Source organism: Streptomyces sp. NPDC059851 (assembly GCF_042732005.1).
Taxonomy (GTDB): Bacteria; Actinomycetota; Actinomycetes; order Streptomycetales; family Streptomycetaceae; genus Streptomyces.
In genome coordinates this window covers 120868-135262 of sequence record NZ_JBHWJJ010000001.1, presented here as the reverse complement: position 1 = coordinate 135262, position 14395 = coordinate 120868, and the positions used below count along the sequence as shown (strand labels likewise).

15 protein-coding genes are annotated in these 14395 nt (G+C 71.7%); 11 read left to right on the top strand and 4 right to left on the bottom strand.

The annotated features are described in order from the left end of the window. The 5 genes from ACFV7Q_RS00610 to ACFV7Q_RS00590 form a co-directional block, all read left to right on the top strand. Positions 1-983 (top strand): hypothetical protein (locus ACFV7Q_RS00610; RefSeq protein WP_385422006.1); only part of this gene is annotated, 983 nt, incomplete at its 5' end. After that, on the top strand, positions 980-1522 hold the full coding sequence (locus tag ACFV7Q_RS00605; protein ID WP_385422003.1) for a hypothetical protein: 543 nt from the start codon (positions 980-982) through the stop codon (positions 1520-1522). The genes ACFV7Q_RS00610 and ACFV7Q_RS00605, both read left to right, overlap by 4 nt. 19 nt (positions 1523-1541) lie before the next feature. Beyond that, a complete protein-coding gene (locus ACFV7Q_RS00600; protein WP_385422000.1) occupies positions 1542-3215 on the top strand; it encodes a peptidoglycan-binding protein in 1674 nt (557 codons plus the stop codon). Then, entirely contained in the window at positions 3212-3925 is a 714-nt protein-coding gene (locus ACFV7Q_RS00595) for an ABC transporter ATP-binding protein (RefSeq protein WP_385421998.1), read from the top strand. Before ACFV7Q_RS00600 ends, ACFV7Q_RS00595 begins: the two co-directional genes overlap by 4 nt. Then, entirely contained in the window at positions 3922-5223 is a 1302-nt protein-coding gene (locus ACFV7Q_RS00590) for an ABC transporter permease (protein ID WP_385421995.1), read from the top strand. Before ACFV7Q_RS00595 ends, ACFV7Q_RS00590 begins: the two co-directional genes overlap by 4 nt. A 90-nt stretch (positions 5224-5313) precedes the next feature. Here the strand turns inward: ACFV7Q_RS00590 and ACFV7Q_RS00585 are convergent, their stop codons facing one another. Further along, positions 5314-6300, bottom strand: coding sequence for a pirin family protein (locus tag ACFV7Q_RS00585; protein WP_385421992.1), 987 nt, complete (start codon positions 6298-6300; stop codon positions 5314-5316). A gap of 552 nt (positions 6301-6852) precedes the next feature. Between ACFV7Q_RS00585 and ACFV7Q_RS00580 the strand changes: the two genes are divergently transcribed. After that, positions 6853-7581 carry a hypothetical protein gene (locus ACFV7Q_RS00580; RefSeq protein WP_385421989.1) on the top strand — a complete coding sequence of 243 codons (729 nt, stop codon included), beginning with the start codon at positions 6853-6855 and terminating at the stop codon, positions 7579-7581. Between the two features lie 153 nt (positions 7582-7734). Here ACFV7Q_RS00580 and ACFV7Q_RS00575 read toward each other — a convergent pair whose 3' ends face one another. From ACFV7Q_RS00575 to ACFV7Q_RS00565, 3 genes are read right to left on the bottom strand one after another with little or no spacing between them, the layout of a single operon-like run. Further along, the gene (locus tag ACFV7Q_RS00575) at positions 7735-8196 is read right to left on the bottom strand and encodes an SseB family protein (RefSeq protein ID WP_385421986.1); all 462 of its coding nucleotides are present in this window, start codon (positions 8194-8196) and stop codon (positions 7735-7737) included. 48 nt (positions 8197-8244) lie between these two features. Then, positions 8245-8430, bottom strand: a complete 186-nt coding sequence (locus ACFV7Q_RS00570) for a DUF397 domain-containing protein (protein WP_385421984.1) — start codon at positions 8428-8430, stop codon at positions 8245-8247. 1 nt (position 8431) lies between these two features. Next, positions 8432-9286 (bottom strand): Scr1 family TA system antitoxin-like transcriptional regulator, encoded by an 855-nt coding sequence (locus ACFV7Q_RS00565; RefSeq protein WP_385421981.1) that lies wholly within the window; start codon positions 9284-9286, stop codon positions 8432-8434. A 112-nt stretch (positions 9287-9398) separates the two neighbouring features. Between ACFV7Q_RS00565 and ACFV7Q_RS00560 the strand changes: the two genes are divergently transcribed. The 5 genes from ACFV7Q_RS00560 to ACFV7Q_RS00540 all read left to right on the top strand — a co-directional run bounded on the left by ACFV7Q_RS00560 (position 9399) and on the right by ACFV7Q_RS00540 (position 14298). Next, positions 9399-9611, top strand: a complete 213-nt coding sequence (locus ACFV7Q_RS00560) for a hypothetical protein (protein ID WP_385421978.1) — start codon at positions 9399-9401, stop codon at positions 9609-9611. After that, entirely contained in the window at positions 9608-9964 is a 357-nt protein-coding gene (locus ACFV7Q_RS00555; protein ID WP_385421976.1) for an ATP-binding protein, read from the top strand. The genes ACFV7Q_RS00560 and ACFV7Q_RS00555 overlap by 4 nt, the downstream gene beginning before the upstream one ends. A 117-nt stretch (positions 9965-10081) precedes the next feature. Further along, positions 10082-11911 carry an acyl-CoA dehydrogenase gene (locus ACFV7Q_RS00550; protein WP_385422027.1) on the top strand — a complete coding sequence of 610 codons (1830 nt, stop codon included), beginning with the start codon at positions 10082-10084 and terminating at the stop codon, positions 11909-11911. Positions 11912-12140: 229 nt separating this feature from the next. After that, positions 12141-12896 carry a hypothetical protein gene (locus ACFV7Q_RS00545; protein WP_385421974.1) on the top strand — a complete coding sequence of 252 codons (756 nt, stop codon included), beginning with the start codon at positions 12141-12143 and terminating at the stop codon, positions 12894-12896. A 103-nt stretch (positions 12897-12999) separates the two neighbouring features. Continuing rightward, positions 13000-14298 (top strand): M18 family aminopeptidase, encoded by a 1299-nt coding sequence (locus tag ACFV7Q_RS00540; RefSeq protein WP_385421972.1) that lies wholly within the window; start codon positions 13000-13002, stop codon positions 14296-14298. Positions 14299-14395: the final 97 nt, after the last annotated feature.

Below are 14395 nucleotides of genomic sequence, written 5' to 3'. Positions count from 1 at the left end.
GTGCCGCGCAGTGTACGGCCACCAGTCCCACCATCGAAAGGCTGATCGTGCACCACGCACGCCAACGGCTGCCCCTGCTCCTGGCCGCCGCCGTCGCGGTCGCGGCGCTCGGTGCCTGCAGCGGCCCGTCGACGGAGAAGCAGGGCGGCGCGGCCGCGGCCACGGGGGAGCCGCCGGTGAAGGTCACCCCGCAGCCCGACCCGGCGAACGCGGCCCTCCCGCTGGACGCCTACGGTTTCGACAAGAGCCAGCAGAAAGTGCTCCAGCAGGCGCAGGACATCCTCACCGAGGCCTGCATGCGCCGCATCGGATTCGCCTCCTTCAAGAATTCGAGCACCTACGTCGTCACCGCCGACACGCGCCGCACCAGCAGCGGTATCGGCCTCGTGGACGCCGAATCCGCAAAGAAATACGGCTATCGCACGGGCGAATTGCCGAACCGTGAGGCGGGGGCCGCGGCCCCACGCGATCCGAACGAGACGGCCGCCCTGTTCGGCCCGCAGGACGGCGCTCCCGCCCGGCCGGGCGCCCCGGAGGGCGGCTGTGCGGGCGAGGCGGCCCGCAAGCTCTACCCGAGGAGCGCCAAGGGCTCCTCCGCGACGCCCGCCGGGAACGGCCTGGTCGACGAACTCACCCAGCAGGCCGGGGACCGGGCGCGCGGCGACAGCCGGGTCACCGCAGCCATCACGCAGTGGAGCTCGTGCATGCGCGACGCGGGATTCCAGGTGAAGACGCCCTGGGAGCTCCAGCAGATGGAGGGCACCCGGTGGACGGGGCCGGTCACCAGCGAGGAGATCACCGCGGCGACGACGGACGTGTCCTGCAAGCAGAAGACCAAGCTCGCCGACACCTGGACCGCCGTCCTGACCGCCTACCAGAACACCCTGATCGAGAAGCACAAGCAGGATCTGGACCAGGAGAAGAAGCAGCTCGGCGAGCAGGTGGCAGTCGCCGAGAAGGTCCTCAAGGACGGCGCGGCATGAGGCTCCGCCGGACGGCGTGCGTCCTGTCCGCCGCAACGGCGGCCCTGGCATCGGCCCTGGTCGCCGGATGTGGCTCCGCCCCGGCTCCCACCGCCGCCGCGGGGGGTGCGACGGCGTCCGCGCCCGCGCTGCAAGCGCCGAGCCCCGAAGTGCGGCAGGCGTACGACACCTATTGGGCGACCTGGCTCGCGGCCAACCGCACGCCCGACCCCCAGGACCGGGCCATCGAACGGGTGGCCGCAGGACGCCAGTTGCAGGAGCTGCGCGACAACCTCGCCCAGTCGAGATCCGCCGGACAGGTGCTCCTCGGCGAGGTGGGCCACCGGATCGACGGCGTGGAGAGCCCGGGGCCCCGGTCGCTGGTCCTGCACGACTGCGTGGACCTGGACCGCTGGCTGATCCACGACGCCAGGACCGGTGAGCCGATCGACCAACTGAAGGACAAGCCCTCGCAGATGGGCGCCTTCACGCTGACCCGGGAGAGCGAGGGCGACCCGTGGAAGGTCAGCTCCCTCCAGGTGATCGGCGAGAACTGCTGAGCGACGAAGTGGGTTTCACGTGAAACATCAAGAGCCGCCGGAACCGGTCACGGCGGACGGGGTTGACGGGGTTGACGGGACTGACGGGACCAATGTGGTCGGCGGGACCGATAAGGCTGGCGGGAGCGCTGCGGCCGGCGGGAGCGACAACGCCGGCGGGAGCGGCAACGCCGGCGGGAGCGGCAACGCTGGCGGGAGCGATAAGGCTGGCAGGCTCCAGAGGGCCGACAGGGCCGGAGACTCCGACGATGGACGGGCTTCCCTGGGCCGTCGGCGCCGCATCCTGACCTGGGTCGTCGCCGGTGCCGTCGCCCTGACCGGGGCGGGCATCGCCGTCGCCGCCACCATCCGCTCCCCCGCCCAGGTCGCCGCCGACGCCGCCCCGCCGCCCGCCTCCGTCCTCGCAGACCGAGTCGAGCGGCGGGTGCTCACCTCCTCCGTGGTCGTGCGCGGCACGGTCGCCGCCGAGCAGACGCTGACCGTGTCCCCCGGTGCCGGAGCCGCCGCGGCCGCCGGCACGGGCGGCAAACCGGTGGTCACGCGGATCAACAAGCAGCCCGGGGCAGCCGTACGGGCGGGCGAGGTGCTGGTCGAGGTGTCGGGCCGGCCCCTGTTCGCCCTGGCCGGGGCCCTGCCGGTGTACCGGGACCTGAAGCCCGGCGCCACCGGCAAGGACGTGGGGCAGCTCCAGGAGGGCCTCAAGGCGCTCGGCCACCCCACCGGCAAGGATCCGGCGGGCACCTACGGCCCCGGGACCAAGGCGGCGGTCACCGCCCTCTACACCGCACTGGGCCACACCCCGCGCCCCGCCGATCCCGGCGACACCGAGAAGCTCCAAGCGGCCGAGGACGCCGTCGACGCCGCGCAGCGGCAGGTCACCACCGCCAAAACCGCCCTCGCCAAAGCCAAGGCGAGCGGCGGCGCCGGCGCCGGCGCCGACACCACGGACCTGCAGCAGCAGCTCACGTTCGCCCAGGCCGACCTGGCCAAGGCCAACAGCCGCCTGGAGGCGGCCCGGGCGACCTCCGGCCCGATGGTCCCCGCCGACGAGCTGGTCTTCGTCAAGGGCTTCCCGGCACGCGTGGACGCGGTCGGGGCGGCGGTGGGCGAGCCCGTCCCGGACGCGCTGCTGACCCTGTCCGCGGGCGCCCCGGTGATCCGCTCCTCCCTCCCGGCCCACCAGAAGGACCTGGTCAAGACGGGGATGAAGGTGGAGGTGCTGTCGGAGGCCACCGGGCTGACCGCCACCGGGACCGTCGCCTCGGTGGCCACGACCCCGACCCCGGCGGCCGCAGGTTCCGGGGCGGCCGGGCCCGGTGCGGGCGCCCCGAACGGCGGCGGCTCCGGCGGGACCGCCCCGGGCGGGGCCGCGGACGCCGGCGGGTACGCCCTGACGGTCACCCCGGACCAGGCGCTCGACGCCCGGCTCGCGGGACAGGGCGTGCGGCTCACGGTGACCGCCGCCTCCTCGGGCGAGCCGGTCCTGGTCGTACCGCTGTCCGCGGTATCGGCGGGCGCCGACGGGCGGACCACCGTCACGGTGCTCGGCAAGGAACCGGCCGCGGCGGGCGAGCGGCGACGCGTCGAGGTCCGGGCGGGGATGTCCGCCGACGGAATGGTCCAGGTCGAGCCGGTCGACGGCGGCACCCTCGCCGACGGGGACCGCGTCCTCGTCGCCCAGGCGAAGCCGTGAACGCGCCCGACCCGGGCCCGGCCGCAGGTCCGGAGCCGGTCGTCCGGTTCGAGGGCGTCGGGCTCACCTATCCCGGCCCGCCGCCCGTCGAGGCCCTGCGGCCCTGCGACCTGACGGTGGGTCGCGGCGAGTACGTCACCGTCGTCGGGCCCTCGGGCTCCGGGAAGTCGACGTTCCTGAACGTCGCCGGCCTGATCGACGCCCCGACCGCCGGCCGCTACCTGCTCGACGGCGTCGACACCGGCGCCCTGCGCGACCGCGACCGCACGGCCCTGCGCGGGCAGCGCATCGGCTTCGTCTTCCAGTCCTTCCACCTGCTGCCGCACCGCAGCGCCCTGGAGAACGTGCTCCTCGCCATGGTCTACAACGGCATCCCGCGCGGACAGCGCGCCGACCGGGCCCGTACGGCGCTGGAGCGCGTCGGCCTCGGCCACCGCAGCGGACACCTGCCGACCCGGATGTCCGGCGGCGAACGCCAGCGCGTGGCCATCGCCCGCGCCCTGGTCTCCGAGCCCTCGCTGCTGCTGTGCGACGAGCCGACCGGGAACCTGGACACGGCGACCGCCGGGGCCGTACTGGCCCTGCTGGACGAGCTGCACGCCGACGGGCTGACCCTGCTGGTCATCACCCACGACCCGCACGTCGCCCGGCGGGGCCGGCGCACGGTGTCCATCCGCGACGGGGTCCTGAGCGAGGTGGTCCCGGTATGAGCCGGCTCCGCGGGAGCACGGGGTGGCGTCGGAGGAACCGCGGCGGCGACGGCGCCGCCCCGACCATCGCCCCGACCATCGCCCCGTCCCGGTTGTCGGTGCGCGACCTGTTGTCCGAGGCACTCGCCGGCATGCTCCAGCGGCCCGCCCGCTCGGCGCTCACCGGCCTCGGCACGGTGCTCGGCGTCGGCACCTTCGTGGCGATCCTCGGCCTGACGGCCACCGCCTCCTCACAGATCGACAGCCGCTTCAACGCCCTGACGGCCACCGAGGTCAGCGTGCAGGACACCGCCGGCGGCGGAGACCCGCAGTTGGCCCGGCAGGTGCCGAACGCCTTCCCCAAGGACGCCGACACCCGGGCGGGCGCGCTCAACGGGGTCACCGCCGCCGGCGTGTTCTGGCCGGTGCCGCTCGGCGAGACGACCGTACGGTCCGCACCGGTCGCCGGGGCCGGCGGGGAGCGGATCCCGGTCGTCGCCGCCTCCCCCGGCATGCTGCGCGCGGCCGGGCTCACGCTCGGTGCCGGCCGGGCCTACGACGCCTTCCACGACGGGCGCGCCGAACAGGTCGCGGTGCTGGGCTCGGCTATGGCCGCCCGGCTGGGCATCACCACCCTGGAGAGCCGCCCCGCGGTGTTCATCGGCGACCACCCGTTCACCGTGGTCGGGATCGCGGGCGGCGCCGAGCGCAAGCCCGACCTGCTGCTGTCGGTGATCGTGCCCCGGGGCACCGCGGAACGGCTGTGGGGCCCGCCCGACAACGCCCAGCGGGCCCGGATGCTGGTGGTGACGGAGCTCGGGGCGGCCCGGCAGGTGGCCTCCGAGCTGCCGCTGGCGCTGCGCCCGGACCACCCCGACTGGCTGACCCCGGCACCGCCGCCGGATCCGCGGACCCTGCGGGCCGGGGTGACCTCCGACCTCGACCAGCTGTTCCTGCTGCTGGCCGCGATCTGCCTGGTCATCGGGGCCGTGGGGATCGCGAACACCACCCTCGTCGCCGTCCTGGAGCGCACCGGGGAGATCGGGCTGCGCCGGGCCCTCGGGGCGCGGGGACGGCACATCACCGCCCAGTTCCTGGCCGAGTCGGCGGCGCAGGGCGCGGTCGGCGGCCTGGTGGGCACCACGCTGGGCACCCTGACCGTGGTCGGGGTGTCGGCGCTGCGTGACTGGACCCCGGTGATGTCGCCGCTGACGGTCGCCGTGGCACCGCTGATCGGGCTCGTCACCGGGGTCCTCGCCGGCCTGTACCCGGCCTGGCGGGCCTCCCGCACCCAGCCCGCCGAGGCGCTGCGCCGCTAGGCCCCGCCGGCAGTCCGGTCATGGAACCGCGGGCCGGTGGGGGCTGGTCGCGCAGTTCCCCGCGCCCCTACGTGGCACGACTGAGCACGCTCAGGAGTGCTGCTCCACGGTGCTCGTGCGCTCCCGGGCGGTGGTGGGGATGGTGCCCAGCCGGCCCGCCTGGAAGTCGTCGAACGCCTGCTGGAGCTCCTGGCGGCTGTTCATGACGAACGGCCCGTAGTGCGCCATCGGTTCGCGGATCGGGCGGCCGCCCAGGAGGACGACCTCCAGGTCCGGGGTGTGGGAGTCCTGGGAGGCCTCCGCCCGCACGGTGAGGGAGCCGCCCTCGGCGAACACCGCCGTCTGTCCCGTCTCGACGGGCCGCCGGTCGGTGCCGACGCTGCCGCGGCCGGCCATGACGTACGCGAGGGCGTTGAAGTCCTCCCGCCACGGCAGGGTGATCTGCGCGCCGGGCCGGACCGTCGCGTGGATCATCGTGATCGGGGTGTGGGTGATGCCCGGGCCGCTGTGGCCGTCGAGTTCACCGGCGATCACGCGGAGCAGGGCGCCGCCGTCGGGGGTGGTCAGCAGCTTGACCTTGCCGCCGCCGATGTCCTGGTAGCGCGGGGGCATCATCTTGTCGGAGGCGGGGAGGTTCACCCACAGCTGGAGACCGTGGAAGAGCCCGCCGGTGACGACGAGGGACTCCGGCGGGGCCTCGATGTGCAGCAGGCCCGAGCCGGCGGTCATCCACTGGGTGTCACCGCCGTTGATGACTCCACCGCCGCCGTTGCTGTCCTGGTGGACGAAGGTTCCGTCGATCAGGTAGGTGACGGTCTCGAAGCCGCGGTGCGGGTGCCAGGGGGTGCCCTTGGGCTCGCCGGGCGCGTACTCCACCTCGCCCATCTGGTCCATCATGATGAACGGGTCCAGGTAGCGGTAGTTGATCCCGGCGAAGGCGCGGCGCACCGGGAAGCCCTCGCCCTCGAAGCCGCTCGGCGCGGTCACGACGGCCAGCACCTTGCGGGCGGCGGTCTCCTGGGACGGTTCGGCGACGCGGGGGAGCGTCAACGGGTTCTCGACGGTCACTGCAGGCATGGTCGGCCTCCTTCTGCCTCGAGTTTAGTTGAAACTCGAACTTTCTGCCACCCACAACACCACCCGCCCACCCCTCATTCCCGCACCGACCGACGGGGGCGAAGCGGGGGCGGGGCGGTTGCGGCGGCGGAGTAGCCGCGAGGGCCAGGGCCCAGCCGGCGAGGGCGGCCCGTCGCACACAGGGGCACACCGGGCGAGGCGGGCGGAACACATCAGGACACAGAGGGGCGGTCGGGGAAAAGCGGCTATTCCAGGCCGTCGAACTTCCCCGTTCCGCGGATTCGCAAATTCCGCATTCGCGGATTCTTTGATTCCGAATCGAGAATGGGACGCCGGGCCCCCCTTAACTCAGATGATGCTCAAATAATGGGGGATTGATTGACGCGCCACGGCCGCCCCGGGCAGTCTTTGTGCTGCGCGGCCGACAGAGGGGCAAAGAGCCGGACGCGCAATCCGGGGGGTAGGGGGCTTACCGGGGTGCGCACGGCGCACTTCCCCCTTTCTGCCCGAACCCATTCAGGTGGCATGAAAGTCATGAGGAGAGAATTCAGCATGCGTTCCGCGATCAGGAAAAGCCTCGTCTCCACTGCCGCTCTCGCCGGTGTGACCCTGGCGCTGCTGCCCGGTTCGGCCCAGGCCGACGTCACCCCGGCCACGCAGGCTCTCCGCGTCGCGAAGTACCAGGCCTACCTCGCGACGAAGGTGGCCAAGGGGGACGAGCAGGCGAAGGAGACCGCCGAGGGGTTCGCGGCCCTTTCGGCCGCCGAGAAGAAGCGGTTCCTCGACCTGATCGAGGACCGCGCCCTGATCAAGCAGCTCCTCGATTCGGGCGAGTCCGCGACTGCGGGCGTCACCCGGAGGACGTTCGCGGCCGGCGACGTCGTCCAGGAGCGCGAGGCCGCCGGCGACGAGGACCTGACGTCCCCCAACTCCACCTCGGCACTGCGGGCTTCGGGCTACCGCGACATGTGGGCCTCGTATTCGGTCACCGACAAGTTCCTCGGCGTGAAGGTCGCGCGCGTCACGGTCCGCACCAACTACCAGGTCAAGGGCAAGGACACCAGGAAGGTGTACCCGGGCAGCGCCGCCCACTACCTCTACGTGCCGGGCTGCGACTTCGACAACAGCCCGGTGAAGGAGTGGATCTCCTCTCCGCCGGCCGACAACGCCCAGAGCGAGACCACCTGGAAGGCGGACTGCTGGGGCAGCTCCTGGACCATGCGTGAGCGCGTCTGGGGCGACTACCGCGGCTTCGTCGGCGGCTACCTGAAGGAGGAGTAGAACGCCCCGAATTCCCGCCGACACCCCTGACCGGTAAATGACCTGCCGCACGCCAGGGAAACGGCGGCGGCCGATGGTGCCGGGATTTGCGACGATCTCCTGAATTTCCGCCAATATCCCTGCCCCTTGACGGAGGCGGGGATATCGGCGTGCTCAGCCGTACATGCGGCGCATCGCGAAGTCGACCATCTGCTCGACGGCCTTCGCGTCGAAAACCATCCGGTGGTCGCCCTCCATATCGAGGACGAAGCCGTACCCGGTGGGCAGCAGGTCGATCACCTCGGCGCCGGTGATCACGAAATACTTGGACTCCTTGCCGGCGTACCGGCGGAGCTCCTTGAGCGTGGTGAACATGGGGATGACCGGCTGCTGCGTGTTGTGCAGAGCCAGGAAGCCCGGGGTGTCGCCGCGCGGGCAGTAGACCTTCGAGGTGGCGAAGATCTGCTGGAAGTCCTCGGCGGACAGCGACCCGGTCGTGAACGCCCGCACCGCGTCCGCGAGCGACGGCGGCGAGGGCTCCGGGTACAGCGGCTGCTCGTACCCGGCCCCGGGCATCGGCTGCTGGGGTGGGGCGTACGCCTGCTGGGCGCCCGGATTCTGCTCGTAGCCGTACATGTCGGCCAGCCTACCGAGGGTGGGCGCCCCTCGGGCGCCCGGATCCGGTCAGCGGGTCCGCTTGATCCCGTCCACGAAGGGCCCCCAGGCCTCGGCCGTCACCATGATCACCGGCCCGGTGGGTCGCTTGGAGTCCCGGACGGGAACCACCCCGTCGAGCCCGTCAGCCACCTCAACACACACCCCGCCGTCGGTGTTGCTGTAACTGCTCTTCCGCCAGCGCGCGGCACTCAAGTCAATTGAAGTGCTTGCCATTTCGGTAGTCCTCTGCGGCCGCCTCCATCATGGCGAGAGACGCCTCGGGCGGTAGCGCGGCGGCCCTGAGCAGATCGTACGACCTTCGGTAGCGCATCACGAGGGTCGGATCATCGATGGTGACACCACTGTGCAGGGACTCCGTATAGACCAGCGGCGGCGCATCCGCGAAGGTCATGATGACGACGGTACCGGCCGACATGAAGGGGTGCGCCCCGAGGTTCCACGGAACGATCTGTGTAAGGATCCGTCGCCGCCGCACCAGGGCTGCGACACGGTCAAGCTGTTCCGCCATCTGCAAGGGCGGAACGACAGGCAAACGCAGCAACGACTCATGCAGGATCAGCCAGTACTCGGGGCCCTTGCCGCTCTCGAACAGGTCTGCCCGAGCCAGCCGCGCGCTGATCTTGGCATCCGTATCCTCCTCGGACTCCAGTGGACGTTCAGCCCGGGCGCGGGCCCGCGCATACGCCTCCGTCTGCAACAGGCCCGGGAAGGCTGATGGACACCATTCCTCAAATGTCTCCGCGAACTTCTCCGCCTCCAACACCTTCTCGGCGTACTTGGCATGGCCGATAGCCCGGGCCTTCCGCACATCCTCACAGCACCGCTCGAACAAGCCGTCGGTCTCCAGCACCCGGTCGACGTGCCGCGCCAGGTCCAGCGGCATCCGTCGCTCGCCACGCTCAATCTCGCTCAGGTAGCTGACCCCGTAGAAGACGCCCTCCACCATCTGCTGGAGCGTTCGCCCCGCCGCCTCCCGCTTCCAGCGCAGTTCCTTGCCGTAAAACGTCGGCACGCTCACCGAGCCGTCGATGTCCTTGCGCGCGGCCACGATCGCCCGCCCTTCCACACCTCGCACCGTGGAACCCGAAACCCTTCCCACGCTACGACGCCCCGCGCCAGCCTGTGAGCGGTTCGTCACAGTCCGCACAGGAAGGCCTCCCATGAGCGACCACGCCGCCGACCGCCAGGCGATCGACGCCCTGATCGAACTCCGCGCAGCCCTCGCCGCGCACGGGATCACGCTCCCCTCCCTCGACCTCCACCTCCCCTCCTACGCCGGGACGTACGGGACCCCGCCCCTCATCGCCCTCGGCAACTGCAACGCCGGCACCGCTGCCCGTCTCGCCGCCGCCCTCCGGGCGGGCCGCCGGTGAGGCCGTTCACCGTCGGGCTGCTCGCCACGCCGAAGGCGGTTCCGGAGCTCCGACTCGCCGTGCGCGAGCACCTCGGGAGGCCGTGTCCGGAGCTCCAGCTCTGCGTCACCGAGCTGCTGACCAACGTGATCACCCACGTCGGCGAGGGCACTCCGGTCACCCTGCGCATCAGCGGAAGGGCAACCCGCCTGCGGGTCGAGCTCACCGATCCCGATCCGCAGGCCCGGCCCGCGCTCCGCCGTGCGGCCGCCACCGACGAGTCCGGGCGGGGGCTGGCCCTGCTGGACGCCGTGACGGTGCGGTGGGGCGTCGCCCGCGGGGACGGCACCAAGACCGTGTGGTGCGAGCTTTGACCCTGGTCACAGTGGCCGGGCAAGGGTTGCTTCTTATTACCGGCGGGTAGCATCATGACGTTACCGATTGGTACGTACGAGGAACCCGTCTTCCCGAGCCTTAACGGAGCCGTCGCCATGGGGCACTACAAGTCGAATCTCCGCGACATCGAGTTCAACCTCTTCGAGGTCCTCGGCCGCGACAAGCTGTACGGCACCGGCCCGTTCGGCGAGATGGACGTCGAGACCGCCAAGAGCATCCTGTCCGAGATCGCCCGCCTCGCCGAGAACGAGCTGGCCGAGTCCTTCGCGGACGCCGACCGCAACCCGCCGGTCTTCGACCCGGCCACCAACACGGCCCCGGTCCCGGCCTCCTTCAAGAAGAGCTACAACGCCTTCATGGAGTCGGAGTACTGGCGGCTCGGCCTGCCCGAGGAGATCGGCGGCACCACCTCGCCCCGCTCCCTGATCTGGGCCTACGCGGAGCTGCTGCTCGGCTCGAACCCGGCCGTCTGGATGTACGCGTCCGGCCCGGCGTTCGCCGGCGTCCTGCACGCCGAGGGCAACGAGGCGCAGAAGCGCATCGCCCAGATCGCCGTCGAGAAGCGCTGGGGCTCCACCATGGTCCTCACCGAGCCGGACGCCGGCTCGGACGTCGGCGCCGGCCGCACCAAGGCGGTCCAGCAGGAGGACGGCTCCTGGCACATCGAGGGCGTCAAGCGCTTCATCACGTCCGGTGAGCACGACATGGAGGAGAACATCCTCCACTACGTCCTCGCCCGCCCCGAGGGCCACGGCCCGGGCACCAAGGGCCTGTCGCTCTTCCTCGTCCCGAAGTTCCTCTTCGACTGGGAGACCGGCGAGCTGGGCGAGCGCAACGGCGTGTACGCGACGAACGTCGAGCACAAGATGGGCCTGAAGGCCTCCAACACGTGCGAGATGACCTTCGGCGACAACCACCCCGCCAAGGGCTGGCTGATCGGTGACAAGCACGACGGCATCCGCCAGATGTTCATGATCATCGAGTTCGCCCGCATGATGGTCGGCACGAAGGCGATCTCCACCCTCTCCACGGGCTACCTGAACGCCCTGGAGTACGCCAAGGAGCGCGTGCAGGGCCCGGACCTGGCGAACTTCATGGACAAGACCGCGCCCAAGGTCACCATCACGCACCACCCGGACGTCCGCCGCTCGCTGATGACGCAGAAGGCGTACGCCGAGGGCATGCGCTCCCTCGTCCTCTACACGGCCTCCGTGCAGGACGAGATCGCGCTCAAGGAGGCGGCCGGCGAGGACGCCAAGGCGCTGCACGGCCTGAACGACCTGCTCCTGCCGATCGTGAAGGGCTACGGCTCCGAGAAGGGCTACGAGCAGCTCGCCCAGTCGCTCCAGACCTTCGGCGGCTCCGGCTTCCTGCAGGAGTACCCGATCGAGCAGTACATCCGCGACGCCAAGATCGACACCCTGTACGAGGGCACCACCGCGATCCAGGGCCAGGACTTCTTCTTCCGGAAGATCGTCCGCGACCAGGGCGCCTCCCTGAACCTCCTCTCCGAGGAGATCAAGAAGTTCCTCGCCCAGGGCGAGGGCGGCGAGGACCTGGCCGGCGCCCGCGACGCGCTCGCCAAGGCCGCCGTCGACCTGGAGGCCATCGTCGGCCAGATGATCACCGACCTCACCGCCACCGGCGAGGACGTCAAGAACATCTACAAGGTCGGCCAGAACACCACCCGCCTGCTCATGGCCTCCGGTGACGTGGTCGTCGGATACCTGCTGCTCAAGGGCGCGGCCGTGGCCGCCGAGAAGCTGGCGGCGGGCGCCTCCGGCAAGGACGTCGCTTTCTACCAGGGCAAGATCGCTGCCGCGAAGTTCTTCGCCTCGCAGATGCTGCCCGGCGTCTCGGTCCAGCGCGCGCTGGCCGAGGCCGTCGACAACTCCCTGATGGAGCTCGACGAGGCCGTCTTCTAGTCCCTTCCGGTCCTCCGGTTCCCCACGGTTCCGGAGGCAGGTCCTCACACACGGTGTGCGCACAGCGGCCGGATCCTCGTGCGGGGGGTCCGGCCGCCGGCGTAACCGGACCCGGGCGCGCCCGCCGGCGTACCCGACCGCGGTAGCCGACACCGCAGTACCCGACCGCGGTACGTGATCCCCGACCACGATTCCCGCGTTGTCGGTCGTTCGTGGGACGCTCGTAGACATGAGTCCACAGGAGCAGCACGGCACCAGCAGGGGGTACTCGGTCCCGACCGGGCGGCCCTACGCCCTCCGGGAGCTGCAGGCCGCCATCGGCAGCCTCGGCGACCACCTGAAGGAGCTGTACGAGGCCGCCCACCCCGCCGAGTACGAGGCCGTCGCCGACGCCCTCTACGCCGCCTTCCAGACCGCTGCCGGACTCGCCCCCGCCAAGAGCTACACCGGCTGCCCCGAGCACCCCAACGGCGCCCTCGACCCCGAGGCGCCCGACGGCTGGGGCCGCTGCCTGATCTGCAACGACCGGCGCCGCCTCGGGCTGCGCGACCGTGGCGTCCGCGCCGGCCGGCCCGCCGCCCGCCCGGCCGCCCCGCCGGCCGGTGAGCAGCGCCGGCTCGGCTACCCCGTGCCCGACCCGCCGTACACCCTCCAGGCGCTGCGCGACCACGTCCGCACCGTCGAGGAACGCCGCTTCCACCTGGCCCTCACGTCCCCCACCGACGACTTCGTACGGATCGCGGACGACCTCCACCGGGCGTTCATCGTGGCCCGCGAGCTGTCCCGGCCGCGCGGCGCCTCCGGCTGCTCCGAGCACCCCGGCGCGCCCCTCGACCCGGACGCGCCCCCGGGAGAGGCCTGTATCTTCTGCGCCGGACGCAAGAGACGCGCGCAGCGCTCCGCGACGACCCCGGAGATGCTCCCGCGCATCCGCCGGGGCGAACGCAGGCAGCTCCAGCGCCGGTTCGAGCGGCCGCCGGGCTGAGAAGCCGCCGGAACCAGGGGTGCCACAGCCCGCGGCCCGACGTCCGACAGCTATCCGCAGCAGTCCGGCCAAGGCGAACACGACCGTCGTTAAGGTGAACCCCATGAGCTCTCCCGCCCGCTTCGACCGCGGCCACACCGACGATCTGATGACCTTCCTGACGGCCAGTCCGTCGCCGTACCACGCCGTGGCCAACGCGGCGAAGCGACTGGAGAAGGCCGGGTTCAGGCAGGTGTCGGAGACGGACGCCTGGGACGCGGGCAGCGGGGGCCGGTTCGTGCTCCGCGGCGGCGCACTCATCGCGTGGTACGTCCCCGAGGGTGCGGCCCCGCACACCCCGTTCCGGATCATCGGCGCGCACACCGACTCGCCCAACCTCCGCGTCAAGCCGCTCCCTGACACCGGGTCAGTGGGATGGCGGCAGATCGCCGTCGAGATCTACGGCGGGCCCCTGCTCAACACCTGGCTGGACCGCGACCTGGGCCTGGCCGGCCGGCTGACGCTGCGCGACGGCAGCGAACGGCTGGTCAACGTGGACCGCGCGCTGCTGCGGGTACCGCAGCTGGCCATCCATCTGGACCGGGCCGTCAACAGCGACGGCCTCAAGCTCGACAAGCAGCGGCACATGCAGCCGATCTGGGGACTCGGCGAAGTCCGGGAGGGCGACCTCATCACCTTCCTGGAGGAGGAAGAGGGCCTGCCGCAGGGCTCGGTGGCGGGCTGGGACCTGATGGTCCACTCGATCGAGCCGGCCTCCTACCTGGGGCGCGACCGCGAACTGGTGGCCGGCCCGCGCATGGACAACCTGGTCTCGGTGCACGCCGGTGTCGCCGCCCTCGCCGCCGTCGCTGCCGCCGGCGGCGCCGCGCTGGACCACATCCCGGTGCTGGCCGCGTTCGACCACGAGGAGAACGGCTCGCAGTCGGACACCGGAGCGGACGGCCCCCTCCTGGGGAACGTGCTGGAACGTTCCGTCTTCGCACGCGGGGGCTCGTACGAGGACCGGGCGCGCGCCCTCGCGGGCAGCATCTGCATCTCCTCCGACACCGGCCACGCCGTGCACCCCAACTACGCCGAGCGGCACGACCCCACGCACCACCCGCGCGCCAACGGCGGCCCGATCCTCAAGGTCAACGTCAACCAGCGGTACGCGACGGACGGCAGCGGGCGGGCGGTGTTCGCCGCGGCCTGCGAGCGGGCCGGCGTGCCGTGGCAGACGTTCGTATCGAACAACTCGATGCCCTGCGGGACGACGATCGGCCCGATCACGGCCGCCCGGCACGGCATCCAGACCGTGGACATCGGCATCGCGATCCTGTCGATGCACAGCGCGCGCGAGCTGTGCGGCGCGGAGGACCCGTACCTCCTCGCGAACGCCCTCGTCGCCTTCCTGGAGTCCTGAGCCCGGCCCCCACCCCCCGCCCCGGCCGACCGACGGACCGGCCGACCGGGGACCGAGAACGCCCCCGCGCAGTGCGCGGGGGCTTCTGCGTTCCCGG

Bases quoted from the DNA above. Each gene is read 5' to 3' on its own strand.
- ACFV7Q_RS00605 (WP_385422003.1), top strand. From the start codon at position 980: ATGAGGCTCCGCCGGACGGCGTGCGTCCTGTCCGCCGCAACGGCGGCC.
- ACFV7Q_RS00590 (WP_385421995.1), top strand. From the start codon at position 3,922: ATGAGCCGGCTCCGCGGGAGCACGGGGTGGCGTCGGAGGAACCGCGGC.
- ACFV7Q_RS00585 (WP_385421992.1), bottom strand. From the start codon at position 6,300: ATGCCTGCAGTGACCGTCGAGAACCCGTTGACGCTCCCCCGCGTCGCC.
- ACFV7Q_RS00580 (WP_385421989.1), top strand. From the start codon at position 6,853: ATGCGTTCCGCGATCAGGAAAAGCCTCGTCTCCACTGCCGCTCTCGCC.
- ACFV7Q_RS00575 (WP_385421986.1), bottom strand. From the start codon at position 8,196: ATGTACGGCTACGAGCAGAATCCGGGCGCCCAGCAGGCGTACGCCCCA.
- ACFV7Q_RS00560 (WP_385421978.1), top strand. From the start codon at position 9,399: ATGAGCGACCACGCCGCCGACCGCCAGGCGATCGACGCCCTGATCGAA.
- ACFV7Q_RS00550 (WP_385422027.1), top strand. From the start codon at position 10,082: ATGGGGCACTACAAGTCGAATCTCCGCGACATCGAGTTCAACCTCTTC.
- ACFV7Q_RS00545 (WP_385421974.1), top strand. From the start codon at position 12,141: ATGAGTCCACAGGAGCAGCACGGCACCAGCAGGGGGTACTCGGTCCCG.
- ACFV7Q_RS00540 (WP_385421972.1), top strand. From the start codon at position 13,000: ATGAGCTCTCCCGCCCGCTTCGACCGCGGCCACACCGACGATCTGATG.